At 63.1% G+C, this 26,112-nt stretch carries 22 protein-coding genes and 1 pseudogene; 10 read left to right on the top strand and 13 right to left on the bottom strand.

Annotated features, from left to right (window positions below; all coding sequences use genetic code 11):
- Positions 1 to 68: 68 nt before the first annotated feature.
- The 3 genes from AC5LXX_RS28735 to AC5LXX_RS28725 are packed head-to-tail and all read right to left on the bottom strand — an operon-like array spanning position 69 to position 2,566.
- Positions 69 to 416, bottom strand: a complete 348-nt coding sequence (locus AC5LXX_RS28735; RefSeq protein ID WP_493411972.1) for a ubiquitination-like system serine protease family protein — start codon at positions 414 to 416, stop codon at positions 69 to 71.
- Positions 417 to 419: 3 nt separating this feature from the next.
- Positions 420 to 1,826, bottom strand: coding sequence for a ThiF family adenylyltransferase (locus AC5LXX_RS28730; RefSeq protein ID WP_493411971.1), 1,407 nt, complete (start codon positions 1,824 to 1,826; stop codon positions 420 to 422).
- Complete coding sequence (locus AC5LXX_RS28725; RefSeq protein WP_493411970.1) at positions 1,823 to 2,566, bottom strand: multiubiquitin domain-containing protein; 744 nt, start codon at positions 2,564 to 2,566, stop codon at positions 1,823 to 1,825. Before AC5LXX_RS28725 ends, AC5LXX_RS28730 begins: the two co-directional genes overlap by 4 nt.
- Before the next feature lie 154 nt (positions 2,567 to 2,720).
- Here AC5LXX_RS28725 and AC5LXX_RS28720 point away from each other — a divergent pair, with 154 nt between their 5' ends.
- From AC5LXX_RS28720 to AC5LXX_RS28700, 5 genes are all read left to right on the top strand, one after another.
- Positions 2,721 to 3,056, top strand: coding sequence for a helix-turn-helix domain-containing protein (locus AC5LXX_RS28720; protein ID WP_493411969.1), 336 nt, complete (start codon positions 2,721 to 2,723; stop codon positions 3,054 to 3,056).
- Between the two features lie 175 nt (positions 3,057 to 3,231).
- Positions 3,232 to 3,621 (top strand): ImmA/IrrE family metallo-endopeptidase, encoded by a 390-nt coding sequence (locus tag AC5LXX_RS28715; protein ID WP_493411968.1) that lies wholly within the window; start codon positions 3,232 to 3,234, stop codon positions 3,619 to 3,621.
- A 144-nt stretch (positions 3,622 to 3,765) separates the two neighbouring features.
- Positions 3,766 to 4,338, top strand: coding sequence for a hypothetical protein (locus AC5LXX_RS28710; RefSeq protein ID WP_493411967.1), 573 nt, complete (start codon positions 3,766 to 3,768; stop codon positions 4,336 to 4,338).
- A 527-nt stretch (positions 4,339 to 4,865) separates the two neighbouring features.
- The gene (locus tag AC5LXX_RS28705) at positions 4,866 to 5,840 is read left to right on the top strand and encodes a HamA C-terminal domain-containing protein (protein ID WP_493411966.1); all 975 of its coding nucleotides are present in this window, start codon (positions 4,866 to 4,868) and stop codon (positions 5,838 to 5,840) included.
- Positions 5,833 to 8,385, top strand: a complete 2,553-nt coding sequence (locus AC5LXX_RS28700) for a DEAD/DEAH box helicase (protein WP_493411965.1) — start codon at positions 5,833 to 5,835, stop codon at positions 8,383 to 8,385. The genes AC5LXX_RS28705 and AC5LXX_RS28700 overlap by 8 nt, the downstream gene beginning before the upstream one ends.
- A 780-nt stretch (positions 8,386 to 9,165) precedes the next feature.
- Here AC5LXX_RS28700 and glmS read toward each other — a convergent pair.
- The gene (gene glmS / locus AC5LXX_RS28695) at positions 9,166 to 10,995 is read right to left on the bottom strand and encodes a glutamine--fructose-6-phosphate transaminase (isomerizing) (RefSeq protein WP_493411964.1); all 1,830 of its coding nucleotides are present in this window, start codon (positions 10,993 to 10,995) and stop codon (positions 9,166 to 9,168) included.
- Positions 10,996 to 11,151: 156 nt separating this feature from the next.
- Between glmS and AC5LXX_RS28690 the strand changes: the two genes are divergently transcribed.
- Positions 11,152 to 11,643: an Lrp/AsnC family transcriptional regulator gene (locus AC5LXX_RS28690; RefSeq protein WP_048251710.1), complete on the top strand. Its 492-nt coding sequence runs from the start codon at positions 11,152 to 11,154 to the stop codon at positions 11,641 to 11,643.
- Between the two features lie 31 nt (positions 11,644 to 11,674).
- On the opposite strand, the gene panB is transcribed toward AC5LXX_RS28690, so the two are convergent.
- A complete protein-coding gene (gene panB / locus AC5LXX_RS28685) occupies positions 11,675 to 12,529 on the bottom strand; it encodes a 3-methyl-2-oxobutanoate hydroxymethyltransferase (protein WP_493411963.1) in 855 nt (284 codons plus the stop codon).
- Positions 12,530 to 12,606: 77 nt separating this feature from the next.
- Here panB and AC5LXX_RS28680 point away from each other — a divergent pair, with 77 nt between their 5' ends.
- On the top strand, positions 12,607 to 13,425 hold the full coding sequence (locus AC5LXX_RS28680) for an AraC family transcriptional regulator (RefSeq protein ID WP_493411962.1): 819 nt from the start codon (positions 12,607 to 12,609) through the stop codon (positions 13,423 to 13,425).
- A 13-nt stretch (positions 13,426 to 13,438) separates the two neighbouring features.
- Here AC5LXX_RS28680 and AC5LXX_RS28675 read toward each other — a convergent pair whose 3' ends face one another.
- Positions 13,439 to 13,972, bottom strand: a complete 534-nt coding sequence (locus tag AC5LXX_RS28675; RefSeq protein ID WP_493411961.1) for a methylated-DNA--[protein]-cysteine S-methyltransferase — start codon at positions 13,970 to 13,972, stop codon at positions 13,439 to 13,441.
- A complete protein-coding gene (locus AC5LXX_RS28670) occupies positions 13,969 to 15,438 on the bottom strand; it encodes a bifunctional transcriptional activator/DNA repair enzyme AdaA (RefSeq protein WP_493411960.1) in 1,470 nt (489 codons plus the stop codon). Before AC5LXX_RS28670 ends, AC5LXX_RS28675 begins: the two co-directional genes overlap by 4 nt.
- Before the next feature lie 320 nt (positions 15,439 to 15,758).
- On the opposite strand from AC5LXX_RS28670, the gene AC5LXX_RS28665 reads away from it, so the two are divergent.
- A complete protein-coding gene (locus tag AC5LXX_RS28665) occupies positions 15,759 to 17,051 on the top strand; it encodes an MFS transporter (RefSeq protein WP_493411959.1) in 1,293 nt (430 codons plus the stop codon).
- Positions 17,052 to 17,131: 80 nt separating this feature from the next.
- Here the strand turns inward: AC5LXX_RS28665 and AC5LXX_RS28660 are convergent.
- Positions 17,132 to 18,235 (bottom strand): annotated as a pseudogene (locus tag AC5LXX_RS28660) (LacI family DNA-binding transcriptional regulator).
- Positions 18,236 to 18,305: 70 nt separating this feature from the next.
- Here AC5LXX_RS28660 and AC5LXX_RS28655 point away from each other — a divergent pair.
- A complete protein-coding gene (locus AC5LXX_RS28655; protein WP_493411958.1) occupies positions 18,306 to 19,142 on the top strand; it encodes an NAD-dependent epimerase/dehydratase family protein in 837 nt (278 codons plus the stop codon).
- Positions 19,143 to 19,171: 29 nt separating this feature from the next.
- On the opposite strand, the gene AC5LXX_RS28650 is transcribed toward AC5LXX_RS28655, so the two are convergent.
- The 3 genes from AC5LXX_RS28650 to AC5LXX_RS28640 all read right to left on the bottom strand — a co-directional run bounded on the left by AC5LXX_RS28650 (position 19,172) and on the right by AC5LXX_RS28640 (position 20,865).
- Complete coding sequence (locus AC5LXX_RS28650) at positions 19,172 to 19,492, bottom strand: DUF1330 domain-containing protein (protein WP_493411957.1); 321 nt, start codon at positions 19,490 to 19,492, stop codon at positions 19,172 to 19,174.
- Positions 19,493 to 19,610: 118 nt separating this feature from the next.
- Entirely contained in the window at positions 19,611 to 20,306 is a 696-nt protein-coding gene (locus tag AC5LXX_RS28645) for a hypothetical protein (RefSeq protein ID WP_493411956.1), read from the bottom strand.
- A gap of 100 nt (positions 20,307 to 20,406) precedes the next feature.
- Positions 20,407 to 20,865 (bottom strand): MerR family transcriptional regulator, encoded by a 459-nt coding sequence (locus AC5LXX_RS28640; protein ID WP_493411955.1) that lies wholly within the window; start codon positions 20,863 to 20,865, stop codon positions 20,407 to 20,409.
- A gap of 79 nt (positions 20,866 to 20,944) precedes the next feature.
- On the opposite strand from AC5LXX_RS28640, the gene AC5LXX_RS28635 reads away from it, so the two are divergent.
- Positions 20,945 to 22,189 (top strand): NADH:flavin oxidoreductase/NADH oxidase family protein, encoded by a 1,245-nt coding sequence (locus AC5LXX_RS28635; protein WP_493411954.1) that lies wholly within the window; start codon positions 20,945 to 20,947, stop codon positions 22,187 to 22,189.
- 66 nt (positions 22,190 to 22,255) lie between these two features.
- Here AC5LXX_RS28635 and AC5LXX_RS28630 read toward each other — a convergent pair whose 3' ends face one another.
- Together AC5LXX_RS28630 and AC5LXX_RS28625 are read right to left on the bottom strand one after the other, a co-directional pair.
- Positions 22,256 to 24,373: a TonB-dependent receptor gene (locus AC5LXX_RS28630; protein ID WP_493411953.1), complete on the bottom strand. Its 2,118-nt coding sequence runs from the start codon at positions 24,371 to 24,373 to the stop codon at positions 22,256 to 22,258.
- Positions 24,374 to 24,412: 39 nt separating this feature from the next.
- Positions 24,413 to 25,882 (bottom strand): PepSY-associated TM helix domain-containing protein, encoded by a 1,470-nt coding sequence (locus AC5LXX_RS28625; RefSeq protein ID WP_493411952.1) that lies wholly within the window; start codon positions 25,880 to 25,882, stop codon positions 24,413 to 24,415.
- Between the last annotated feature and the right edge of the window lie 230 nt (positions 25,883 to 26,112).

The raw sequence follows: 26,112 nt of genomic DNA, 5'->3' as shown, positions 1-26,112 counted from the left end.
TTCGATGCGTGTGTTTCGTGGCGGTCGGCGACTGTCCGGACGCAACTTTGTGGTGGCGGCAACCCTCATTACCGTAAGTCGCACCAGCGAATCACGCCGTGCTTCAGCCAGAAATGGGAGCGGCAGCCTACCGTGCGGTCAACGGACGGCGAAAGACTCGGGAGACGAGTGTTTTTCAGGGTCATCGTCCACCTCGGTCGTTGTCCCTCAATCATGGAGAGTTGGATGGTATCGCCGCATCCACATGGACACCTGAGGGCCGCAAGCCAATATTGGCCACGTTCTCCGACAGCGTATAGCTTACCTGCCCGAAGAGAATCGGGCAGGTCATCAACGACGACAACCGTGTATCGACCGAGCAGGCCATCAACGTAGGCAAGGGCGCGGTTCCACAACCGTGAGAGCACTTGGGGCATTATTTAAAGGTCCATGATTCCGAGGAGAGGTTCTGTTGTGCCGAAGCCAATGCGTTTTGCGAACGCTGCGCATGCCTCTCCATCGTCTCGATAGTTGGTCGCGAGCGGGTCGGACAGACTGATGCGCCACTGAGCGAATTCCGCGTTAGGCTCGACTCGGAAAGGCATTAACCTAGCCAGCAGTTCGTTGACAGCATACGCCGCGACCAACATGTTGAGAGAGATGACGGCTGGGCGGTCGACGTCCATACCTTTTACGTAATCTGCCTTCCGCATTTCTTTATATCGTCCGGGCTCGTGCTTTTTCATGAAGGCCGCGTCGAGGTCTGCCTGCGAATAAACACCCCGACTCATGAGGCTTGAGCCGCCCGGCTGCACCGTGTGGACAGCTCCGGTCACGTGGTCGACGTTGCCCTTGCCATCCGCATCGATCCGGACTCCAATATCGATAAGCGGAATCAGGAAATGTGACGCGATTTTGTTGAGGAGATGTCGACCATCTACCGAATCCAAGCAGCCGAACAAAACGTCGCATTCGCCGAGTGAAAGAATTGTTTCTCGGTCAGTAATGTCATTGGGCAGCGGGCATACCCTTGTGCCAAGGTCCATGTCCAGGATTGCTTCCTGAGCCCGCTCGACTTTCAGGCGTTTTTTATCTGCATCTGAACCACGCGCGTTCAGGACGCGATTGAGGTTCTTCCTTTCGAGGTGGTCCGGGTCGACCGGAACCAGTTCGCCTACGCAGTTGCGCGCGAGCTGCTCAAGGACGATGCTGCCAGTGCCGGAGGCGCCAACCACACCGATGCGCAGTTGCCGCAACGTGCGATACGTTCCTTCGCCAAAGGTCTGGATAAGGCGTAGCGCGTGCTCGGGCGGTTCCGCCTCCTGGCCGCCGTATTCGCTGCGGTGGTGGAACTCGAAATCGTCCCCGGCAATACGAAACAGGTCGATGGGCCCGCCGAGGATACCGTCACGGACATGGCGGCCGAAAAACTTCCCATCAGGAAGCATCACGACGCTTGCGCGGGTCTCGACGTTATCGAGGATATTGTCGACCGCCGAGAAGAACGCCTGGTCGGACTCGTCGTCGTATCGCGAGAACTCCGGATAACCGCTCGGGTGGCTGTGGAATTTGACCACCGTCAGGTGCCTCTTCATCGCTCGATTCAGTGCAGGAAGCACCGTTTCGACAGACCAGACAACTGCGTCCGGTTCGCGTATGCGGCAAGCTTCGTACGGGACCTCTACAACTTCATGTACAAGTAGCTGGCTGCGCCCCACGCCCGAGGCCCAACCGCACAGTGCGATGGCGACTGCCTCCTTGCCATCGCCGGGAAAGAGGTGTCGAAGCAACTGCGCACGATGCTTGCCGGACATGGCCTGCACCGAGAGCCGGTCATTTGTTGTCATTTCGACAGCTCCGCACGCAGGAAATTGTCGACCAGCATCAGGTGTGTTCCGACGTTGTCGATGCCTTGGCGCCACTGACTGTTTGTCGTACGGTGGCGCGACCAGCCCTGCCACGTCTTGCCTTCGAAGACGTTCGTGACCAGAAAACGGATTTGCTTGCCGTCATTCCTCGCCAGCGCCGGATAGAAGTACACCATGTCAATCTGCGTATCCGGATAGCCTTGGGGCAGAATCACGAACATGTCGACTTTCGCCGGGGTGAATCCCGGCGGCGGCTCGAAACCGCGCACCACGATGCGCTTGGCGTCTGACGCGACGGCTTCCCACGCGTAACCCTTGCTGTTCAGGAACTCCGTGTCTTCCTCCATCACCGTGAAGTCCGCGCGGACCAGACCTTCCCCCTCTTGTACCTCTTTCGGGATGGTCGCGAAACGCTCCACGCCGTGGGCGGTGAAGTCGACCGTTTGCTCCGGTGCAACCGGACGCATCTGCCCGTGAACCTTTTCCGACAGAAGATAGCCGGCGCTCGACTTGCCGGCGAGTCCCAGAATCTGCTCGCCGGTCATGTGCGGGACGTCGACGACGTAGTAAGTCTTGTCGATTCGAATCTTGTACTTGTGCCCGTGGGGAATCGGCTTCTTTTCCCGGACGAAAATTTCAACGTCGATAATTTCTTCGCCGTCGCGGCCAACCGCTCCGACGATGATGGTTTCTTCAATGCGTTGCTCGTTTGCAGACATTTCAAACTCCGTTGCGTCGGAATGACGGGCGCCGAAGGGCGATGTTGACGTTCGGCCGGCCCGGTGCCAGACTCCGTCTTACATGTGAGACAGTCTGGCACGACGCGTTTCTTGAGTCAAACGGTATCTGTTGCATATATAAGACAGGAGAAAAATGGAACACGTGAAGATGGAAGTGCTAGCCCTGCACATCCTGCGGCGCAGAGATGGTCGTGGTATCCGAGAGGCGGCCAAGGAAGTCGGCATCAGCCCAGCCACCCTTTCCCGGGTTGAGAATAAGAAGGTCCCTGACTTGGAAACCTTCGGGAAGATTTGTGCGTGGCTTGGCGAGGACCCTGCAACCTTCCTTGGCTTGGTGCAGGCATCCTCATCGGCGCCGCGAGCTCAGGTTCATTTCAAAAAAGAAGTGGCGATACGCCCGGAAAGTGCCAAGGCGTTGAGTGAGATGATTGTTCTCGCTCAGGAGGCGCTTCTGAAGGAAGAGGTCTGAGCATACTGTGCAGCGTGGATACAAAGCCTGGTGCGAGCGGTTTTCAGCCGACACTCGCCGCGAGCTTGATTTGCCTTCGACCGCGCCCTTGAGCGCTCGGCAATTGGCGGCTCATCTTGGAATACGCGTTTGGACGCCCGGTGACGTCCCTGGGTTGGCGCCTGAAGTTAGGGCGGTGCTCCTGCGCAATGACGGCACGCCGAGCTGCTGGTCCGCAGTGACGCTTGTCGTCGGCGAAAAAACACTCGTTATTCTGAATTCGTCACATTCGCCCGCGCGGCAAGCGAGCGACCTGATGCACGAGCTCGCTCATCGCATTCGTAGCCATGAGCCGGAGGAGATGAACATCTCGTCCGAAGGCTTGATGCTGTTGAAAGCGTATGACAAGGAGCAGGAGGAGGAGGCAGACTGGCTGGCTGGTGTGCTCCTGCTTCCCCGCGACGCCCTGGTTCATATCCGGCGCCAAGGGTTGTCCGACGAAGAGGTCACCGCGGAGTACGGTGTGAGTAAGAGGATGTACACCTATCGCGTCTCGATGACGGGCGTGAACCGGCAATTTCGGTGACGAGGGAGCCCCAGCGAAAGCGGAGTGACATGTTTGCGTGGCCTCCTCAGTTGGCACTCAAAGCGTTTGCAGTCGCCGGCGGTATGAGTAAGGAGTGGCACCATCTCCGGCGGGCGTCGGAGATGACCAGAAAAAGGGGCTGCCATGAGCTTTGCCAATGAATTCGCAGTCGTAGACTTGGTGGCAAAGAGCCAACTCGCAACCAGCGGGGTAGATGCATTCTCGCTGTCCATCGTCAAGATGGAGCGGCAAATGCGGAAACTCTTCACATATCTCGTCTATCAGGCTCGCGCTTTCGGTCCTGAAAATGTGGAAGAACTCAGGCAAGCGTTGGGCGCGAGTAGGAAAGCGTACTTCGAAGGGTTCGAGCGAGGCATTAATGAACTTTCCGCAGTCTCAATCGAAAAAATGGTGGGGCAGCAATACGATGGACTTCGCCCCATCCTTGCAGACGCATTGGACGTTCGAAACAAGGTCTTCCACGGCCAATTGACTATGCGTTGTCTCCAGCGAGACCAGCTCGAGGAGTTGACTAAATTTATTAGGTGCTGGTGTAATTTGCTTGCCGACGGGGCAAGCAGAGCAATTGGATACGACGGGTTTGGGCGCAACTCGTTTCGAAAAGGACCCGACGGCTTGGCAGAGACGTTCAAAATTCAGATAGACACGGTGGAAAAGTATCGAGCATTTATCCGTAACCATTTAGAGCGTCCTTGACGCCGAGTCAAGAATAGCTCGGGAAATTGCTGGCGGCAGGCAGGAGGGGAATCTCGTAGCGATAAGAGAACGTTTACTCTGCATCTTTTCAATAAATCGTTGCCAATGGTATCGCAACCACTTGCATCATGCCGAGCTGTCAGAAGCAGAAGTTCAGGTCAAAAAGTTCGTTGCAAAATTCCCACCGTAACCATCCCCACTGTCAGAACTGACAGGACGCCCTCAATTTTCTGCGGCATGGGCCGTAGACACGTTAAGCAATATAGTTTTCGTCTTGGACGTGCGATGCCGATTGCGAAGCGTCAACGCGCAGCGAATCAACGTCTGAGCCTAGCCGTCAGCACGCCCTCATGTCGTTCGATGAGTCAAAATGCGGAAGGTGCATAGCTTGACGGTGCCCTCCCCGTCTATTTCCGGGAGGAACGGAGAATTACGCGAAAATGACCGATAATGGTGCGGCTAGCATGCCTCGCGTGCAAGTTGCTAATGGCCGATACTTCGACCAACCAGTTGTCCGTGCCTTCAACGTGGAAGCCAACAACGCAGTGAATTCGAGCATCGAGAAGTACTTCAAACCTCTCATCGGCAAGCACATTGTCGTGAATCGAATACGCCAGATATCGACGGGTGGTACGTTAGAGCCGTCCGTCTCGGCGTACTTTCTGTATCCAGCGTTTGAGCGTGGAAAGCCAGCGATAGATGCACTCATTGAGGCCTTGAAACTAGAGATTCCGGCTTTTTGCACCACAAAGCGAGAGCGGGCAAGGGCGTTGGCGAAGGATAGAGCAGGGGGATTGGAAACCTTCGAGACGCAAATGTTAGTAGACAAAGCGCGGCGACTGTTCATCAAAGCCACGGCGGGAAAGAGAGACTCTGGCGAAGGCGGGGAGCTATTGCTGTTCGCGTTCATCGAGCACTTCCTTGGGGCGCCCATCATTCTATCGAAGATGAGGTTGAAGACAAACACGCAGATGCCGGTGCACGGAGCTGACGGAGTTCACGCAAAGTGGGACAGCAAAAGCAATCAGCTTGTTGTCATATTTGGCGAATCTAAGGTCCATGCGTCGATTCACGGAGCACTCAGGGCCGCTGCTGAGTCAGTCGGCTCTTTCGTCGCGGATGTCGAGGGCAGGAAGACGCACGAGCTTCTGTTGACGACTGACCACGTCGACCTCGATGGTTTTCCGGAGGAGTATAAGGAGGAACTTATACGCTATCTCCATCCATTCGCTACGGAAGAGGGCACGCGCCGTCAAGAAAGGTTTGCCATCTTGCTTGCATATACGTCGAAAGGATATGCGACGTTAGACAAGCTTACAGCTGCTGACGCGGAGAGGGCGTTCCTAGACGACTACAACAGCAAACTGTCGCCGGCACTGCGCCTCGCAAAGAAACATCTTGCACAGGCTGGTGTGGAACTCGACACAGTCGACCTGTTCATTTTGCCTATGCCGAATGTACAGGAATTTCGCGACAAGTTCGACGAGGTGCTGGGTGGCTGATTTCAGAACAAAATTGGCAGACGCGGTCTCGTCAAGCAGAGAGTTTGGTGCGGCATATGATGTTCTGCAGCGAGACAGTCTGAGCTCGTTATTGAATGGGACTCGCCGACTCAGTCCGGCGCTGGCCACGAAGCTCCTTCGTTCGGCTCTAATCTTCGCTCAGAGTAGCCGTGATTCTCACTTCATGCTAGCGCAGAATATTGCGTATTGCCTCGCGACAGCGCCTATCACCGACGAAGAGCGCATCGTGTGTCGTCATATTATGGCGAGCGTCGGAAATTTTCCGGCGGGGGAATTCATCGCATCGGAAGTGGGGGAGGGGTGCCAACTGCCTTGGCAACTGGCGCTGTCGGAACTGGCGAGACGAGAAGGTAATACGGTGCTTGTGTCGGGAAAACCGGAATTGTTCACCGACTTTCAGCGTAATGTCTGGAATGAATTGCAGCAACGGCAGCACGTCAGTGTTAGGGCGCCGACTTCCGCAGGGAAATCATACATCGTCCAAGCTTTCATCAAAGAAACGCTTGAAAAGTCAGACGCTGTACTCGACATTGCGTACATCGTTCCCTCTCGCTCATTGATACACGAAGTGCAAGGTAACCTCGCCCGGTTACTAGAACAATTGCCGACTCCACCGGTTATCAGCAGCGTACCTCGAGCAAGGCCCGAACTTGCGTCGCATCAATCGCGGGTCTTTGTTTTTACGCAAGAGCGTCTGCGAACCGCTCTCGACCAGAGTGATTTGTCACTCGACATGCTCATTGTCGACGAAGCTCAGCAAATCGCGGACGGTGCGAGAGGGATGCTCTTGCTGGATTGCCTCGAAGACGTCGCGTCAAGAATGCCGCATTCCAGGTTACTCTTCATCACCCCTGGTACGCAGAGCGCAGCTACCATCGGTAGGTTGCTTGGCGTTCACGGCGTGGTGGACGTTGGAACGAATCTGAGGCCGGTGCGGCAGAATTTGATTTTCGTCAATTTCGAAGAGGCCAAGCGTGACGAGCACATGGTGCTGACGCTTCAGCGGCCTGAAGGCGGGCGGCTCACTATCGGGAGGTTGCTGGCCGGGCCTTCGAGTACTGAAATCGGCCGCTTCATCGATGCGATACTTCAGCTCGGAACGGAGGGGCAGAGCCTCGTTTACGCTTCTTCCAAGCATCCCGCGGAGAGTATCGCAAACGAACTGGCAAACGCTAGTAAGCATGAGCCGAACGCCCGTTTGCTCGAGTTGGCCGGATTCATTCGGAAACACGTCCACCCGGAATTTACTCTGGCAAACTGTGTGGAACGCGGTGTAGGGTTTCATTTCGGCAATATGCCGACAAACCTCACAAAGGCCATAGAAGAGTATTTCGTAGAAGGCCTGCTGCATACATTGGTCTGCACTTCGACCCTCCTACAGGGAGTCAACCTTCCTGCGCGCAACATTTTCTTGTACAAGCCGGAGAAGGGTAACCACACGCCGATGAATCCGGACGACTTTTGGAATTTGGCGGGGCGTGCCGGGCGGCTCAAGAAGGATACTCACGGGAACGTCTTCTTGGTTAGCTATGACACATGGAAGAATAGGCCGGCCCACGAACCTCCGTCGACAGAAATTACTGCCGCGTTTACAACGGCACTGACTACGGAGCAGAAGATTCTCCTGAAATTCGCACAGAACGCTAATCACCGGTCCGGCGTACGCCAGACGGCATTCGCCGAAAGCGTGTTTTCTCGTTTGGTTACTGACATCAAGACTGGTGCACTGGAGGAGACGATTCGGCGTGTTGCGCCAAACGGTCTTCACGCTGATGCTGTACAGACGATTGCGGCAGTAGAAGGACAGTTGGATAAGGTGACCCTTCCTCCGGAAGTGCTAAAACGCCATGGGATGATTTCGCCACTACGTCAGCAGCAAATGTATGACGTGCTTCGGTTTGCGGTTCGTGCAGGACAGCTCGAGGAGCACGTTCCTCTTCATCCTCAGCACAAATACAGCGAGGTGAAGACCCGCTTCATGTTCATTCTTTCTCTAATTCATACGAATCTCGAAGGCATTTCGAATCGTGCTCACCGTTACTACAGCTGGTTCGCTTTGTCGTGGATGAGAGGTCGTTCTTTGTACGAGATGATTGATTTCCAGCTTAAAAGGGCCCGGGAAAAGGCGAAAGAGGAAGGGTACGACGGGCTTGTGCCCGCGGGCGAAACAATTAAGAGTGTGATGAAGCAAATCGAGGAGCAGTTGAGGTTCAAATATGTGAAATTCGTTGCTTGTTATATCGACCTACTTCGCTTGGCCGCTTTAACGGAGAAGGGTTTGGATTTGCAAGATATACCTCCTATTCCGCTTTTCTTGGAGCTCGGGGCGTGCTCTGGCACGATGATTGGGTGCATGGACTTGGGAATGTCAAGAATTGCGGCGAGAGAGGTGACGGACGTTTTAGATGGCAGAGACCTGAACTCTGTAATTGTCAAGAAAAGACTGAGGGCGCTATCGCCCGAGCGATTTAGACGGTTGTCACCGTTAGTTAGGCGAGAGTTGCAGAGGCTCGCGCTGATTTAAGATGCCTAAATAATCTTTCGAGAACAAACACGCCTACGGCGCTCGCAGGTGGTCGCTATCAAAGCGGTCACCGACACCAGTGCGACCTTCCTCAATGCCGCCGAGCTGAGAGGATGGCTTGCATCGGATGCCGTGGCCGCTTGGAGTACCACACCGAATTGGCCATCTGCAGAGACTGTATCGATGTGGAATGAGTTCGTTCTCGGATTTGCCCCGCGTGGCGAAAGTATATGGTCAGAGCGGAAGTATCTGGTGCCAGTCGCCTGGCACAATGTGCCGCCGCCTCCTGAGACACCGGTTCGACTTTTTCATCTCGACGATAGTCCCGTCGTCCTAGACGCAACAGGCTTACTTATAGGCACTCTCAGAGCACCCTTAAACGTAATACGCAAAGGAGTTGCACGCGTCTCGGTATCGAGCGAGGCGGGAAAAGTGCTCGTAACTTATTTGGGACCGGATGACCTTTGGACCACATAGTGGACAGGCAGCGGTGCTTATCATTAGAGGCCGCGCTGCCATGCCCTAAGCAGCAGCGACCCTCACAGAACCTTTGCTCGGGGAGCCCGAACGGACTGGCGACATTCGTGACGGGACTGCTAAAGGTCCGCGCGGATGGAGCCGATACAGGTCAGAACACAGATTGCGCGATTCATTCGAGGCTATACCCGGGCGCGCGCTAGCCCGGTTGGTAGGCGGTAATCGGGGGCGGGTCACCACGAAGTTAAGCATCGGGACGCTTTCATTTCTCGCGAACAGTATCGGCTGAAAAGGGCGATCCCCTCACTCCACCGTCACCGACTTAGCCAGATTCCTAGGCTTATCAATATCCGTCCCCCGCGCCAACGCAGCGTGATACGCGAGCAGTTGCATCGGCACCGTATGCAAAATGGGCGAAAGCGGCCCGTAGTATTCATTGAGCCGAATCACCTCGATCCCCGTACTCGGCACCAACCCACAGTCGACATCCGCGAACACGAACAGCCGCCCGTTCCGCGCACTGACCTCATGCATGTTCGACCTGAGCTTTTCAAGCAGCATGTCATTCGGCGCAACCGCGATCACCGGCATTTCATTGCTGACGAGCGCCAGCGGCCCATGCTTCAGTTCCCCCGCCGGATAAGCCTCCGCATGAATATAGGAAATCTCCTTCATCTTCAGCGCGCCTTCGAGCGCGATCGGATAATGCATCCCGCGCCCGAGAAACAGCATGTTGTCGCGTCGCGCGAGCAACTCCGACCACGCCATGATCTGCGGCTCCAGCGCGAGCACTTTCGACATCGCATCGGGCAGGTGCCGCAGCGCGCGCAAATGCTCCTTCTCCTCGTCGTCGCTCAACCGTCCGCGCACCTGCGCGAGTGACAACGTCAGCAGGAACAACGCAACGAGCTGCGTCGTGAATGCCTTCGTCGAAGCGACGCCGATCTCGATCCCCGCACGCGTGACGAACTGCAGCGCACATTCGCGCATCAGCGCACTCGTCGCGACGTTGCAGATCGCGAGCGTGTGCATCATGCCGCTGAGTTTCGCGACATGCACGGCACCGAGCACATCGGCCGTTTCACCGCTCTGCGACACCGCGACGACCAGCGTGCGCGGATTCGGCACGCCGTCGCGGTAACGAAACTCACTGGCAATTTCAACACTCGCCGGCAGCTTCGCGATGCTCTCGATCCAGTACTTCGCGGTCAGCGCCGCATGATAACTGCCGCCGCACGCGAGCAGCAGCACCGAATCGACGTCGTTGAACACACGCCATGCACCGTCGCCGAACAGTTCGGGCATGATCGACGAGACGTCGAGCAGCGTATCGGCCACGGCCTGCGGCTGTTCGAAGATCTCCTTCTGCATGTAGTAGCGATACGATCCGAGATCGGCCGCGCCGCTGTGCGCGGCGACGCGTTGCACCGCGCGCTCGACGCGCTGGCCGGCCGCGTCGACGATCCAGTAGCGATGCAGTTGAATGTCGGCGACGTCGCCGTTCTCCAGATACGCGATGCGGTCGGTGATGCCCGACAGCGCAATCGCGTCGGACGCCAGAAAATTCTCGCCTTCGCCGACGCCGACGACGAGCGGCATCCCGTCGCGCGCGCCGACGATCCGGTGCGGCTCGTCGCGGCACATCACCGCGATCGCATAGCTGCCGCGCAGTCGCGCGACCGCACGCCGGACCGCGTCGAACAGGTCGCCGTCGTACAGGTGGTCGATCAGATGCGCAATGGCTTCGCTATCGGTCTGGCTCGCGAACACATAACCGTGCGCCTGCAGTTCCGCACGCAGTTGATCGCAGTTCTCGATGATCCCGTTGTGCGACAGCGCGATGCGCGCGTTCGCGTCGCTCGGCGAGAAGTGCGGATGCGCGTTGAGCGTGACGGGTGCGCCGTGCGTGGCCCAGCGCGTATGGGCGATACCCGCGTAACCCGACAGCGCCTGCTCGGCGATCTCACGCTGCAGGTTGGCCACCCGATCGACGCTGCGGGCGCGGGCCAGCGCGCGGTCACGGTAGACGACGACGCCGCACGAGTCGTAGCCGCGGTATTCGAGCCGCTTCAGGCCGTCGACCAGGTTCGGCAGGATGTCCCGCTGGGCGACCGCCCCGACAATTCCACACATATCGCGCTCCCTAAATGTCCTGTCTGGATCAGTGAGAGCGATGGTAGAACCAGCTAAATGGAATTAAATTTCAAAATTCGACGAATGATGAAACGGAAGGATGATCGTCTATTATGTTGAAATTAAATTTCACATCCTGACCGGAAGGAGCCGCCGATGGCCGGCATCACCCTCGACGATCTCGACCTGCGCATCCTCGCGATCCTGCAGGACGATGCGTCGGTGTCGAACCTGCAACTGGCCGAGCGTGCGCTGTCGTCGCCGCCCACCTGCATGCGCCGCGTACGGCGGCTGACGGAGGCCGGCGTGATCCGCCGGCAGGTCGCGGTGCTCGACCCGGTCGCGATCGGCACGGCCGTCACCGCGCTGATCGAGATCAGCCTCGACCGGCAGACGGCCGAGGACTACGACGCGTTCGAAGCCTACGTCTGCGCGGAGCCGGCCGTCACGCAGTGCTACCGCGTGTCGCCGGGGCCCGATTTCGTGGTGGTGGCCGATCTGGCCGACGTCGCCGAATACGACGAATTCGCGCGGCGGCTGTTCACCGGCGCGTCGAACGTCCGCAACGTGCGGACGTTTTTCTCGACGCATCGCGCGAAATTCGAAGCGAACGCGCGCGTCGCACATGCGATGCGCAAGCGTACGTGACGCAACCGCATCGTTCGTCGCGCGTCACGCGTCACGCAGCAGCGGCTGCATCCGCGAGTTGCAGCGGCTTGCCGTACCCGAAGCAATGCGCAGGCTCCGGAAACACACGCTCCCGCACGTCGTGCGCGTATTGCCGGATCGCGTCGCGCATCACCGCATTCGCGTCGGCGTAGCGCTTCACGAAGCGCGGCGTGTACGCATCGAACGCGCCGATCATGTCCTCGGTCACGAGCACTTGTCCGTCACAGGCGGGCGATGCGCCGATGCCGATCGTCGGGATCGTCAGCGTGTCGGTCAGGTGGCGCGCGAGCGCTTCGGCGGTGCCCTCGATCACCACGCCGAACGCGCCGGCCTGCTCGGCCGCGCACGCGGCGTCGAACACTTGCGCGGCCGAGCGCGCGTCCATGCCCTGCGCGCGGAAGCCACCCGTCGCGTTGGCCTGCTGCGGCATGAGGCCGACATGCGCCATGACCGGAATGCCGCGGTCGGTCAGGAAGCGGATCGTGTCGGTCATCTCGCAGCCGCCTTCGAGCTTCACGGCCTGCGCACCGGTTTCGGCGAGCAGGCGCGCAGCCGAACGATAGGCCTGTGCAGGCGATTCCTGGAACGTCGAGAACGGCAGGTCGACGACGACGCACGCGTGCGCGGCGCCGCGCACGACGGCCGCGCCGTGTGCAATCATCATGTCGAGCGTGACGCGCAGCGTATCGGGCATCCCGTACAGCACCATGCCGACGGAGTCGCCGACGATGATCACGTCGGCCACTTCATCGACGAGCTTCGCCATCGGCGCGGAATACGCGGTCAGCGACACGAGGCTGCCGATGCCTTTGGTCGAACGGATCGCGGTGACGGTCTTGCGGGTGGTGCGGGTGTGTGCGCTCATGAACGGAAGCCGTGTGAAAGAAGAGCCGCCACGGTAGCATCGCGTTCGTTCGTGCAATGACCCTCGGAGGACGTCTTATGTTGCTGGCGGGACAATCGGGTGACCCTTACGCGGTGCCGCCGATGGCGCGCCTGCCGAGGCCGCTGTACGTGCGTGCGTTCGGGATCCCCGGCAACGTGAGCGTCGACGCGCACAGTCATCCGTGGGCCCAGCTGATGTATGCGACGAGCGGCGTGCTCGAGGTGTCGACGCCGTCGGGCCGTCAACTGCTGCCGCCGCACTACGCGATGTGGATTCCGCCGCACGTGCCGCATGCGGTGTCGACGCGCGATTGTGTCGCGTTCCACAGCCTGTATCTCGATGCAGCGATCGCACGCGACGACGTGAACGACGACTGCACGATCCTCTGCATGACGCCGCTGTTGCGCGAGCTGGTGATCGCGACGGGCGAGTTGCCGGTGAACTACGACGAGACGGGGCCGGACGGCGCGCTCGTGTGCCTGATCGCCGACCGGATCGCGCGCATGCAGCCGGCGCCGCTGACGGTGCCGCTGCCGCGCGATCCGCGCCTGCTGAAAATCGCGCGTGCGTTGCATGCCGCGCCGGGCGATGCGCGCAGTCTCGACGAATGGGGCCATCAGGTCGGCGCGACGCGGCGCACGCTGTCGCGATTGTTCCGGCAGGACACGGGGCTGTCGTTCACCGAATGGCGACAGGCCGTGCGGCTGCTCGCGTCGTTGCCGCTGCTCGATGCGGGCGAGCCGATCGGTGCGGTGGCCGCGCAACTGGGCTACGACTCGACGTCGTCGTTTATCGCGCTGTTCCAGGCGAAGTTCCGCATGACGCCCGGTGCGTATGCGAAGCGCGAGGCGCGGCGGCCCGTGTTGAGCGCGTGATGTGCGCCGTCGATCAGAACGCGAGCGCCTGCTGCACCGGATGATGAGCGCTGCGTGAGAAGCCGGCGCCTTCGAGCGACAGCAGCGCGCGCTTGCGGTCGATGCCGCCCGCATAACCGGTCAGGCTGCCCGAGGCGCCGACCACGCGATGGCACGGCACGATGATCGAAACCGGATTGCGTCCCACCGCACCGCCCACGGCGCGCGCGCCGCTCATCGGCAGTCCGACGCGTTCGGTGATGTCGCCGTACGACACGAGTTCGCCGAACGGAATCGCGAGCAGTTCCTTCCACACGCGTCGCTGAAACGCGGTGCCGCGCAGGTGGATCGGCACCGAGAACGTTTCGCGCGTACCGGTGAAGTATTCGGCGATTTCTTCGGCGACCCTGCGCGCGATCGGCGACATCGCGTGCGCATCCGCTTCGGTCATGATCGAAACCGACGGAAAGTATTTCTGGCCGACGAAGTACAGGCCCGTCAGCGCATCGTCCTCGATGCGCACGGCAATGTCGCCCAGCGGGCTCGGAATCAGGTGGGCCGGTGTCATCGCACTACATCTCCATGAAGGCGCCACACATGCAGTGCGGCGTACGCGCGCCACGGCGCCCAGCGCGCCGCATGCGGCGCAGATGATGGCATGGTCGCGCGTTCGCTGCGTGCGGAAAGCCACGTCTCGTCAGCGGGGAACGCATTCGGCCAGGCCATCGCGCGCATCGCGACGTACTGCACCGCGCGTTCGTCGAAGCCCGGCATGACACGTAGCGCGGCGAGCGTCGCATCGAGCGGCGCCATCGGTTCGAGCGCGAGCGAGCCGTCGTCGACTGCGCGTGCGAGCGACACGATCGCGCGTGCCGCGTCGCGCTCGATGCCGATTGTTTCGAGGGCCGAAGGCGGCAGGGCGGCCAGCGTCGCGGCGGACGGCAACGCGTGCGTGAGGCCCGGCGGCGCGCCTTCCACCGAAGTGCCGAAGCGCTCTGCAATGCGTGCCAGCGCAGGCAGGCCGGCATCCGCAGCCTCGAGCCGCTCGCCCGCGATCGCGCGAATCGCGATCTCGAGGCCGTCGAATGCGCCGGGGACGCGCAGGCCCGGCGAGCCGCTCGCGAGTTCGCCGAGATGCGCGTCGATCACGTCGGGGCGGCTGTCGAGATCGAACAGCCGCCGTACGCGCGCAAGTACGGCCGGGACGACCGGCGTTAGCGCGCGCGACACGGTGACGGCCAGCGCGAAGCGCTGCGGCACGTGGGCGACGGACAGCCAGCCCGTCACGCGGCTGCCGCCGTTCCGGTTCGGCAATTCGACGACACGCACATAACCTTGCGTGCCGATCCGCTCGACGCCGTCGATCTGCCGTTGCGCGAGAAAACGCATCAGGTCGTCCCACGCGAACGGCGGGCGGTACGGCAGCGGGAACGTCATGTCGCCGTCGGCAGAGGCCCCGGCGCCTTTGCGCAGCCGCAGCGGGTTGAGGCCATAGCGCTGGCGGAACAGGTCGTTGAAGCGCCGCACGCTGCCGAATCCGGCCGTCGACGCGACGACGGCCACCGGCAGCGCGGTATCGGTCAGCAGCCGCTTGGCCATCAGCAGCCGGTGCGTCTGCGCGAATTCGACCGGCGACACGCCGAACTGCGCACCGAAGATCCGCCGCAGATGGCGCTCGGTCACGCCGACGCGCCGCGCGAGCGCGTCGACGGAATGCGCGTTCAGGAAACCGTCCTCGATCAGCGTCGCGGCGGCGTCGGCGAGATTGCCGGACAGGTCGAGCAGCCCGTGGCCGGGCGCGAGCTCGGGGCGGCAGCGCATGCAGGGCCGGAACCCGGCTTTCTCGGCGGCCGCGGCGGTCGGGTAGTAGCTGCAGTTCTGCGCTTTCGGCGGCTTCACCGGGCAGACGGGGCGGCAATACACACCGGTCGTCGCCACGCCGACGAAGAACCAGCCGTCGAAGCGGCGGTTCCGCGAAAGCAGGGCGTCGTAGCAGGTGTCGGGATCGAGTCGCATGCGACGACTGTAAACCATCCCCGCGATCGATTCTGGCTGAAATCGGACATGTGTATCGGCGGCCGTCCTCCTGCGCGTGTGTCGGGAAAATCAGGGGAAAAACGGTTAATGCCAATCTGCGGAACAGTCGTCTCTTTTGCCGCGATCAATTTGAGATGACTCATCGAAATCCCCGACTGACAGGGTGCCGGCAGACGTCCTATTCTTTGAAAAACGTTTTCCAGATGAGTTGGTGAAAGGGCCGGTGCGTTAGCGCGCGGGCCGTCCACCCCGGCGCCGGTCGCCGGTCAACGAACACCGTGCGGCGCGACGGGCGCGACCGCGCATCGGAGACATTCATGCAATCTGCCGTCGTCGGCGCCGTGCGCGCAGCCGCCAGCCGCTACCGCTGGACCGTCTGTGCGCTGCTGTTTTTCGCGACCGTCATCAACTACATGGATCGGCAGATCCTCGGCCTGCTCGCGCCGATGCTCCAGCACGACATCGGCTGGAGCCAGGTGCAGTACGGCCGCATCGTGATGGCGTTTTCCGCGTTCTATGCGCTGGGCCTGCTCGGCTTCGGGCGCATCGTCGACTGGCTCGGCACGCGCGTGTCGTACGCGGTGGCGATGCTGGTGTGGAGCATCGCCGCGATGCTGCATGCGGCGGTCGGCTCGGTGACGGGCTTCGCGTTCGTGCGTGCGCTGCTCGGGATCGGCGAGGGCGGCAACTTCCCGGCCGCGATCAAGACGACGGCCGAATGGTTCCCGCGCCGCGAACGCGCGCTCGCCACCGGCATCTTCAACTCGGGCGCGAACATCGGCGCGGTGTTCGCCCCGGCGATCATCCCGGCGATCGCGGTGGCCTACGGATGGCGCGCGGCGTTCGTGATCATCGGCGCGATCGGCCTCGTGTGGCTCGCGGTGTGGCTCGTGCTCTATCGCCAGGCCGACACGCGCGCGCTCGCCGCGGAGTACGACGAGCCGCGCGACGAAGCCGAAGCGCTCGACGCGGCGAATGCGAACGCCGGCGCGCCGCGCTGGGGCGAACTGATTCGCAAGCGCGAGACGTGGGCGTTCCTGATCGGCAAGTTCCTGACCGATCCGGTGTGGTGGTTCTACCTGTTCTGGCTGCCGAAGTGGCTCAACGAATCGCGCGGGATGGACATGCAGCACATCGGCCTGCCGCTCGTCTGCATCTACGCGCTGACGACGGTCGGCAGCATCGGCGGCGGCTGGCTGTCGTCGATGCTGCTGCGCGCGGGCTGGAGCGTGAACGGCGCGCGCAAGACGGCGATGCTGATCTGCGCATGCTGCGTGCTGCCGATCGCATTCGTGTCGCAGGTGCAGAGCCTGTGGGTCGCGGTGCTGATCGTCGGCCTTGCCGCCGCCGCGCACCAGGGCTGGTCGGCGAACCTGTTCACGACGGCGTCCGACCTGTTCCCGCGCCGTGCGGTCGCGTCGGTGGTCGGCATCGGCGGGATGGCCGGCTCGATCGGCGGCGTGCTGTTCTCGGAAGTGATCGGCCAGGTGCTGCAGCGCACCGGCCACTACTGGGTGCTGTTCGCGATCGGCGCGTCGGCCTACCTGATCGCGCTGGCCGTGATGCACGTGCTCACGCCGAAGATGAAGCCCGCGAAACTCGACGCGTGATCGCGTAATTGCATCCCGGCAAACGAACGCGCCGCCCTCGGGCGGCGCGTTTTCTTTTGGCGTGCGTGGCGTGCGCGTGGTCAGCCGGCCGACGCCGTCGAAGCACGCATGATCAGCCGCGGCTCGAACGTCGAATAGCTCGCATCGGTGCGGCCCGCGAGCGCGTCGATCAGCTTCTGCATCGCAAGCTCGCCCATGTTCTCGCTCTGGATGTCGACGGTCGTCAGCGCGGGCGCCGCGTATTCGCCGTACGGCACGTTGTCGATGCCCGCGACCGATACGTCCTGCGGCAACCGGAAGCCGAGCGACGCGGCTTCCTTCATGAAGCCGAGCGCGATCAGGTCGTTGTAGCAGATCACCGCTTGCGGGCGCTGCGGCCCGAGCATCACGCGCGAACACGCGCGCTCGCCGGCTTCGGCGGTCGGCGCGTGCGCATCGTGCACGTCGAGCGTGAGCCCCGCTTCGGCGAGGCAGTCGCGCGCGCCCTGGATCCGCTCGTCGTTCACGCGCGCGGTGCCGAAGCCGAGATAGGCGATGCGCGTGTGGCCGAGATTGAGCAGGTGACGCGCGAGCATGTAGGTCGACAGCCGGTTGTCGATGCCGACGCTCGGAATCGGCAGGCCGGGGCTGCGACGCAGCAGCACGAGCGGCTTGTTGAGGTCGAGCATCCAGCCGGCTTCGTCGTCGGGCATCCGCGTGCTGACGATCAGCCCGTCGACGCGCTGCGCGAGCGCTTCGATCAGCGAACGTTCGCGCGCCTGGCTCTCTTCGGTATCGACGAGCAGCAGCGTGTAGTCATGCTGCAGCGCGACGCGGTTCGCGCCTTTCACGACGTTCGTGAAGTGCGGGTTGCTGATGTCGAGGATCACGAGGCCGATCGTGCGCGTGCGGCCGGTGATCATCGAGCGCGCGAGCGGGTTCGACCGGTAGCCGAGACGCTCGATCGATTCCTTGAGCCGCGCCTCGACGGTCGGCGAGAAGCGCTGCGTGCCGTTCACGTACTTCGATACCGTCGCGACCGACACGCCGGCTTCCGCGGCCACGTCGCGGATCGTCGGGGAAACTTTTTTCATTCGCAGGGTAACGTTTTCGTTCGATTACGCCGGATTGTGGCAGAAAAAGCCGGCCCGCGGCCACCCGTCGATATCGGGAAAATGCGGATGACTGCGAGCAGGTTCGACCATTGACGTTCGGCGCCGCCACCGCGTATAGTTGGAAAACGTTTTCCTATTTGGTCAGATTCAAGGAGATTCGATGAACGCCACATCCACCGCCGCGCGTAAACCGTTCGGGCGCCTGCTGCTGACGGGCGCGGCCGGCAACCTCGGCCGCCAGTTGCGCGGCGCGCTCGCCGACTGGGCCGACATCGTGCGGGTCAGCGACATCGCCGCGCTGGACGATGCGGCCGCGCATGAAGAAATCCGCGTGGTCGACCTGGCCGATCGCCCGGCCGTGATGCAACTCGTCGAAGGCGTGGACGCGATCGTCCACCTCGGCGGCATTTCGGTCGACGCGCCGTTCGACGATCTGGTCGGTGCGAACATCACCGGCACGTACAACCTGTACGAAGCCGCGCGCAAGCATGGCGTGAAGCGCGTCGTGTTCGCGAGCTCGAACCATGCGATCGGTTTCCATCCGGTCACGGAAGTGCTCGACGCCGATGCGCCGCTGCGCCCCGACAGCCTGTACGGCGTGACGAAGTGCTTCGGCGAATCGCTGTCGCGCTATTACTTCGACCGCTTCGGGATCGAGACGGTGTGCCTGCGGATCGGCTCGTCGTTTGAAGTGCCGAAGAATCCGCGCATGCTCGTCACGTTCCTCAGCTATCGCGACTTCATCGAGCTCGTGCGCTGCTCGCTGCTGACGAACCGCGTCGGGCACGCGATCGTGTACGGCGCGTCGGACAACCCGGTGAAGTGGTGGGACAACACGAAGGCCGGCTTCCTCGGCTTCCGCCCGCGCGACAGCTCCGAGCAGTTCGCCGGGCTGTTCCCGGTGACGGCGCCGACCGCCGAGTACGACGATCCCGCGCAGCGGTTCCAGGGCGGCGGCTTCGTTGTCGGCGAGCCGATGGAGCGGAAGGCGTCGTAAGGCGTTGCCGGCATCGCCGGCGTCATGATTCAGCGCAGGATGTCGGTCGCCTTGTGCCGTTCGTCGACGCCGTCGATCAGGATCAGCGGGCCGCTCGCGTGTCGTGCGCGCAGCGGCTGGATCTGCCGGTACGCATCCGAGTCGTACCACGCACGCGCCGTGTCGAGATCGGGAAACGCGATCGCGATCAGGTCGCCGCGCCACACGGCTTCGCGTACTTCCGGCCGTGCGCCGTGAATCACGAAATGACCGTCATACGGCGCGAGCGTGCCGTCGATGCGTTCGAGGTATTCGACGATGTCGTCGCACAGGTCGACGTCGTGCAGGTGGGCGATGGCGTAGGCGGTCATGGCAGGCTCCTTGGTGCGATGCGGTTCGTGAGTCGTTGGAGCCATGATCGCGGCGCGGGCGGCGCGCGTCGATTACCTGCGACGTAAGCAATTCCTCGCAGCTGCAGAAGCATCCCCGTCAATGCTTGCGGCAAGCCGGATCGCTTTCTCGTCGTTCGGCGGAATCGCACCAGTAGCTCGGCCGCCACGCTTCGAACGAAACGGCCTTTGCCGCATTCGCACGCGTGACGCGCACCGGGTCGGCCTTCAGCGCATCGCCGTCCTGCTCGTAGTTGAATCGCCAGTTCCGGAACACTTCGCGATGGAACACCCACGTGTGGTGCGCAACGTCGTAGCGAAACGTTACGCGATCGCGCCAGTGGTTGTGCCCCGCGAATACGCCCTGTTCGACGGTGAACGTGCGAGGCTCGACCGTGAGCGCGTTCTCGGCGACGCCATCGAGATACGGGTCGCCCGTGCCGCCTTCGTCGGCTTTCATGATCACGGTGTCGTTGCGGGCCGCGAGCCGGTAGCGGCCGTTCGCACCCTGCAGGAAGATCAGCAGCGGACGCAGCGACGGCGAACTCATCGAATCGCCGGGCTGATGCGCGACGACGACGTAACCGTTGCGCGTGCCGTCGGTCAGGCGCCCCGATGCGGCATCCAGCGCTTCATAACCGGCAGGCAGTTGCGCGGCGATGTCGGCCGGCAGGTCGGAGGTGTCGGGGCAACGGATCGACGAATGTGCGTCGTCGCACGTCGACGCGAAAGCACTGCCGATGCCGAGCGTCAGCAGCGCGGCGATGAGGAATCCTTTGATACGGGGGATCGTCATGCGGATACGGTCGTGAGGGTGCTCGGCGGAAGCCGGCGCGCATGCGCCGACGCGTCTCGCCGCAGCGCGGGTTGATCGATGGGTGACGCTGTGTAGTCGGTCACGCGCGCTTGCGCGCCGGTCGCACCACAGGTGCGGACTCCAGCGGCTGGCTGGCTTGCTCGCTGAGCCGGTCGAGCATCCGTTGCGCGGCGCCCGCGCAATCCTCGCCTTCGGGCTTGTTCTCGATTTCGTCGATCAGCGTCTCGAGGTGTCGCCGGTTCTGCGCGAGCCGCTGTTCGAGCAGCGCGATCTCGTCGACCTTGTGCCGCAGCGCGACCAGCAGTTCGTCGCGCGGCCACGCGCCGAGGTCGGGCGGCAGCACCGCGCGGATTTCGTCGAGCGTGAAGCCCGCGCGTTGCGCACGGTCGATGATCGCCAGCCGCGTCAACGCTTCCGACCCGTATTCCCGATAGCCGTTCGCCTGGCGGCGGGCCGGCTCGAGCAGGCCGCTTGCTTCGTAGAAACGGATGCGCGACGCCGCGAGGCCGCTCGCCTTCGCCAGTTCGCCGATTTTCATGGTGTGTACTCCAAAAGGGCTTGACCTTAAAGTTGACTTTAAAGTTATCGTTGAGCATCGTCAATCGAGGGTGCCCTCCATGAACCTGTTTACACCGCTGACACTGCCCAACGGGGCGGTGATTCCGAACCGTCTGGCCAAGGCCGCGATGGAAGAGAACATGGCCGATGCGGACCACGCGCCGTCCGACGCGTTGCTGCGCCTGTACCAGGCGTGGGCCGACGGCCAGGTCGGCCTGATCCTGACCGGCAACGTGATGGTGGACGGCCGCGCGATGACGGGGCCGAACGGCGTCGTGCTCGAAAGCGACGCGCATCTGGACCGCTTCCGCCGCTGGGCGCAGATCGCGCGCTCGGGCGGCGCGCACGTGTGGATGCAGATCAATCATCCGGGGCGCCAGATGCAGGCGGCGCTTGGCCAGACGACGCTCGCGCCGTCGGCCGTGCCGCTCGCGCTCGGTGCGTTGTCGAAGCAGTTCCCGGTGCCGAAGGAAATGACGGAAGCCGATATCCGCGATGTGCAGCAGCGCTTCGTGCGCGCCGCGCAGCTCGCGGAGCAAAGCGGCTTCACTGGCGTGCAGGTGCACGCGGCGCACGGCTATCTGCTGAGCCAGTTCCTGTCGCCGCTGACGAACCGCCGGCAGGACCAGTGGGGCGGCAGCATCGAGAATCGCGCGCGCCTGCTGCTCGACATCGTGAAGGCCGTGCGCGCGACGGTGTCGCCGGATTTCGTCGTTGCCGTGAAGCTGAACTCGGCCGATTTCCAGCGCGGCGGTTTCAGCGCGGACGACGCGAAGCGCGTGGTCGAGCTGCTGAATCCGCTCGACGTCGATCTCGTCGAGCTGTCGGGCGGCAGCTATGAAGTGCCGGCGATGCAGGGTGAGGCACGCGACGGGCGCACGCTGGCGCGCGAAGCGTATTTCCTCGAATTCGCGCGTGACATCACGGCCGTCGCGCGGATGCCGCTGATGGTCACGGGCGGCATTCGCCGTCGTGCGGTGGCCGAGCAGGTGGTGAACAGCGGCGTGGCGATGGTCGGCATCGCGACCGCGCTGTCGATCGACCCGAACCTGCCGCGCGACTGGCGCGCGGGCAAGGACAGCGCGCCGGTGCTGCAGCCGATCCGCTGGAAGAACAAGGCGCTGGGTGCGCTAGCCAACATGGCCGTCGTCAAGTTCCAGCTCACGCGGCTCAGCGAAGGGCGGCGCACGCATCCGCAGGTGTCGCCGCTGCGCGCGCTGGTGCGGCAGCAGCTGGCCGCGCAGTGCCAGACGCGGCGTTACCGGAAGTGGATGGCGGGGCGTGCGGCGGGCACGCGTGCGTGATCTGCGCGTGCGTGCCTGCGGCGGTGCGGCCGGCGACCGGCCGGCCGCGCAGCCAGGCATGCGCCGTCAGAACCGGTAGTTCGCCAGCACCTCGAACCGCCGGTCGTTGCCGAGCAGATACTGCGTTTCGTTGTAATACGCGGACTGCACGTAGCGGCGGTTGAAGACGTTGTACGCGCGTGCGGTGATCGTCGTGTCCTTGCGCGGCTTCCACGCAAGGCCGAGGTCGACGGTCGTGTACGACGGCATCACGAGCTGGTTCGCGGTATCGGCGAAGCGCTTGCCGACGTACTTGACGCCCGCGATGCCCGTCCAGTCCGGCGCGAAGCGCCAGCTCACCCACAGGTTCGCGAGCCGCTGCGGCACCGATACCGGCACGTTGCCCGCGCGCGATACCGTCGTGCCGCCCGACGACTGCTGGAAATCGTCGTACTTCGCGCGCAGGATCGACACGTTCGCGTCGACGCGCCAGTCCTTCGCGATCTCCGCGCCGACCGTCGCCTCGAGCCCGCGCGACGACTGCTGGCCGACCTGGATCGACTGGTTCGGGTTCACCGGATCGGCCGTCAGCAGGTTGCTCTTCACGATCCGGTACGCGGCGAGCGTCCATTCCGCCTTGCCATCGAGGAACGACTGCTTCACGCCGATCTCGATCTGCTTGCCGGTCGCGAGCGTGAAGTTCGCCTTCGACGCATTCAGCGACAGCAGCGAGCTGACCGGATCGGCCGCGACCGAATACTGGCCGTACACGGCGAGACCGGGCCGGACGTCGTACACGGTGCCGATGCGCCAGCCCGTGTTCGCGAACACCTTCGTGAATGCGCCGCCGTTCACGAGGTCGTCGCGGTTCACGCTCGCATGGTCGTAGCGCAACCCGCCGATCACCGACCAGCGCGGCGTGATCTCGAGCCGGTTCTCCGCGAACAGCGCGTACTGGTTCGACTGGCTGCGATACTTCGGAACGGTGCCGGCCGCGTTGATGAAACTGCCCGGGGCGAAGTCGAACGGATCGACCGTCGACGTGCCCGAATACGGCGAGTTGTTGTCGTGCTGGAACGTCGTATGGTTGAACTCGAAGCCGGTCGAGAACGTGTTGCGCATGCCGAGCAGCGCGCCGCTCACGGTGGCCGTCGTCACGTTGCCGTACTGCTGCTGGTCGTGGAAGATTTCCGTGTAGCTGCTGCGCCGGACTTGTGCGCTCGACGGCAGGTACGTGTAGTACTCGGCGTCCTTCCAGTGACGATTGCTCTTCATCCGGTACAACGTGGTCGTCACGTTCAGGCTGTCGCTCGGCTGCCAGTTCGCCGATACGGTGGCCCAGCTGTCGCGGAACGCGATGTCGCTGTCGCCGACGTTGTAGTGCTTCCTGTCGAGCGCGCGATCGCGCGTGCCGTTCACGAGCGGCACACCGAAATACTGCATCGGATGCATGAAGCCCTGCGCGTACGACGCCGTTACGTACAGGTCGGGCGTGACGTCGTAGCGCAGCGCGCCGGAGACGGACAGGTTGCGCGAATCGCCGCGGTCGACCCAGTTCGACGAGCGGTTGCCGCTGATGTCGAAGCGGTACGACAGCTTGTCGTTGATCGCGCCGCCGCTGCCGAACGCGGCGCGCGCCGTACCCTCGGTGCCGCCGCCGACCTGCAGTTCGTTGCGGATCGGCGTGCGCGTCGGCTTCTTCGGCACGATGTTGACGATGCCGCCGATCGCGCCTTCGCCGTAGATCACCGAAGCAGGGCCGCGCAGCACGTCGATATGGTCGACCGACCACGTGTCGAACGGGAACGTGACGCCGATCGCGCCGTACGGGCGCACGCCGTCATAGAGCTGCGTGACCGACGATGCGCCGACGAAGCCGCGCGCCGCGAGCTCCGAGTTGCCGTTGCCGGGGTGCGGCGACGCGCTGATGCCGGCGGCGCGGCTCACCGCGTCGATGATCGAACTGTCGCCGCGCGTGTCGAGTGTCGCGCGGTTGATCTGTTCGACGCTCGCGGGTGTCTCGAGCGGCGACAGCCCGAGATGGCTGCCGGTGTCGAGCGGTTGCGAGAGCGCGGGCGCCTTTTGCGCATTGACGCGGATCGGGGCGAGCGTGGCGCCGATGCGGTCGACACCGCTTTCCTGTGCCTGCCCGGCCGGTGAGAAGGCCGCGAGCACGGCGGCGGGCAGCATCAATCTGAACTTCATTGTTTCGGGTTCCTTCGAATGGGGGAAGCGCTGGGGCGATCACACTGCGGCGCGCGGTGCGCGGCCGAACAGCAGCCGGTCGAGCAACCAGACCGCGACGATCGTCAGCCCCATCAGCGGGAAGACGATGCCGAGCAACACGAGCCCCGCGATCCAGCCGCGCATCGGCGGCGTGCCGCGCTCGCGCGACGGGGCGCCCAGCGTGCCGGCCGGGCGGCGCTTCCACCACATCACGGTGCCGGTGACGGCCATCGCGGCCAGCCCGAGCGACAACACCGCGCAAATGATCTGGTTTGCGAGTCCAAAGTAACGGCCCATGTGCAGCGAAGTGCCGTACGATACGGCCTGCGATACCGCGCCGTAGTCGTCATAGCGGATGTCCTTCAATACGGCGCCGCTGTACTGGTCGAGGTAGATGGTGCGCTCCGCCTTCGGGTCGGCCGGGAAGTACGACGCGGTGAACACGCCGTCCGCGCCGGACGGCAGCGCGAGCGTGTAGCCGCTCGTCACGCCGAGCCCGGCGACGATCGCGATCGCGCGGGCCAGCGGCAGCGGTGCGGGCGTCGGCACCGACGGCGAATGCGGTACGCGCACGTTGCCGACCGCCCACGGCGTTCGCGGCAACGGCAGGTCGTCCATCACCATCCCCGGCATCGAGTCGCCGGAATCGTGATGATGGCCGGACGGTGCGGCGGCCTGCGCCGGTGTCGGCTCGGGCGTCGTTGCGGCGCCCGGTCGCGTCGAGCGCACCGGCGAGCCGCCCCATGCGCCTTCCGGCGCGCCAAGGTTCACGGTCGCCGCGAGTGCCTTGAAGTTCTTGCCCCACGAGCCCGACCACGGCAGCCCCGTCAGGATGAACGCGACCGTGCCGGCTGCGAGCCAGATGCCGGCCGTCGCATGGAAGCTCTTCCACAGCGGCCGGCCGCGCAGCGACAGGTCGGGCCGCAGTGCGCGCCCGACGCGTGCAGCGCCGCGCGGCCACCACAGCGCGATGCCGGTGCCGATCATCACGAAGGTCCAGCACGCGGCGAGCTCCATCAGCAACTCGCCCGTCTTGCCGAGCAGCAGCTTGCGATGCAGCATCCGGTCGACCTGCATGAAGCGGTTGTCGACGCTCAGCGTGCCGAGCACGCTGCCGTCGTACGGGTTCACGTACACGCTCTCGCGGCTGCCGTCGCGCAGGCGAAAGACATACTCGGCGCTGCGATCCGGTGCGGTGCTCACCTGCGCGGACACCGGCGTTGCGCCGGCCGGCATCGCGGTGCGTGCGCGTGCGAGCAGCGTGTCGGCGTCGAGCCGCGGCGCCGCGCGCGACTCGACGACCAGCCGGTGCGGATACAGCAACGGCTCGATCTGCGGCTGGAAGCAATAAAGCGTGCCCGTGATCGCGAGGATCACGAGGAACGGCATCACGAACAGGCCGGCATAGAAGTGCCAGCGCCAGAGCGTCCGGTAACCGGCGCTTGCGGAACGGGTGGGCGCGATTGCCCGATCGACGGTGGTCGACATGGTGTCAGGTCCTCGGGTTCGTCGAGCGGCACGGCCGGCGCGGGCCGGCTGCCGTCAACGTGCGTCGCGGCCGCATGCGCGCATCGACGCAACGGGCGGCGCGGCGTCCTGCGCCAACGAGGCGCAACGCGGCGTCGCCCGCGCGGTGCGGGCCTGCGGATGAACGCGTGAATCAGGTCGTGTGAAACGAACGGCGTGAACGCGCATGCACGTCGACGTGCACGCGCCAC

Source organism: Burkholderia torrens (assembly GCF_984668525.1).
Note: the sequence above shows the minus strand (reverse complement) of the source record. Positions and strands in the feature narration are given on the sequence as shown.